Source organism: Pelorhabdus rhamnosifermentans (genome assembly GCF_018835585.1).
GTDB classification, from domain to species: domain Bacteria; phylum Bacillota; class Negativicutes; order UMGS1260; family UMGS1260; genus Pelorhabdus; species Pelorhabdus rhamnosifermentans.
Genome location: NZ_JAHGVE010000067.1, coordinates 1 through 1,268, shown reverse-complemented (window position 1 = coordinate 1,268; position 1,268 = coordinate 1). Strand labels below are relative to the sequence as shown.

Sequence of the window (1,268 nt, the reverse complement as noted above, 5' to 3'; positions counted from 1 at the left end):
GCTGGTCCTCAACCCCACCGGAGCAAGCTCTAGTGGTTTGGGCTCTTCCCTGTTCGCTCGCCGCTACTTTGGGAATCTCGTTTGATTACTTTTCCTCTGGGTACTTAGATGTTTCAGTTCCCCAGGTGCCCTCCTAACATCAAGTGTTAGGTGACGGCCCATTACGACCGCCGGGTTCCCCCATTCGGAAATCTACGGGTCAATGCTTACTTGCAGCTTACCGTAGCTTATCGGAGCTTATCCCGTCCTTCTTCGGCTTTTAGCGCCTAGGCATCCGCCGTATGCCCTTTGTAGCTTGACTTGGTTCGACTTCCTATTTGCCGCCATCTGCGTCGTCAGCCTCTCGCTCGATCACTCACGTACGAAAAGTACGCTCGCTTCTCTCGTTCGAGTCTTCCTAGCATCTGTCAACAACTAGTAAGTCTCACGTGCCAAATCGCTGCTTAGTGCAGAACGTTGGCCATAAATGGCCGAGTTCCACATGTAGCTGCGCTACATATTCTTGCAACACGTTTTGATCGCCTAATTCATAAGTCTTCTAAAGTACTTATTAAGTGAACATCATTTTTTTATTGCTAAAAAAAGAGGTTCTTTCTTCTTCTGTGTAGTTTTCAAAGAGCATAAATGAGAGATTGCTCCCTCAAAACCAAACAATGGTAATTTCTTTTTGCCAGATGTGAACGACCTTAGTTGCTTATAAGCTTGGTTATCCCAAACTCGAAGCTCCTTAGAAAGGAGGTGATCCAGCCGCACCTTCCGATACGGCTACCTTGTTACGACTTCACCCCAATCATCGGCCCCACCTTCGACGGCTGGCTCCTTGCGGTTACCTCACCGGCTTCGGGTGTTGCAGACTTTCGTGGTGTGACGGGCGGTGTGTACAAGGCCCGGGAACGTATTCACCGCAGTATGCTGACCTGCGATTACTAGCGATTCCGACTTCATGCAGGCGAGTTGCAGCCTGCAATCCGAACTGAGAGCTTATTTATGGGATTGGCTCCACCTCGCGGTCTTGCTTCCCTTTGTTTAAGCCCATTGTAGTACGTGTGTAGCCCAGGACATAAGGGGCATGATGACTTGACGTCATCCCCACCTTCCTCCGTCTTGTCGACGGCAGTCTCCTATGAGTTCCCACCTTTACGTGCTGGCAACATAGAATAGGGGTTGCGCTCGTTGCGGGACTTAACCCAACATCTCACGACACGAGCTGACGACAGCCATGCACCACCTGTTTTCTTGTCTCCGAAGAGAGGCACCTATCTCTAGGT

The 1,268-nt window shown here is 50.2% G+C and carries 2 rRNA genes; both read right to left on the bottom strand.

Annotated features, from left to right (window positions below):
- Positions 1-301, bottom strand: a 23S ribosomal RNA gene (locus tag Ga0466249_RS25740); the annotation flags it as partial.
- Positions 302-731: 430 nt separating this feature from the next.
- Positions 732-1,268: ribosomal RNA gene (locus tag Ga0466249_RS25735) — 16S ribosomal RNA — on the bottom strand; the annotation flags it as partial.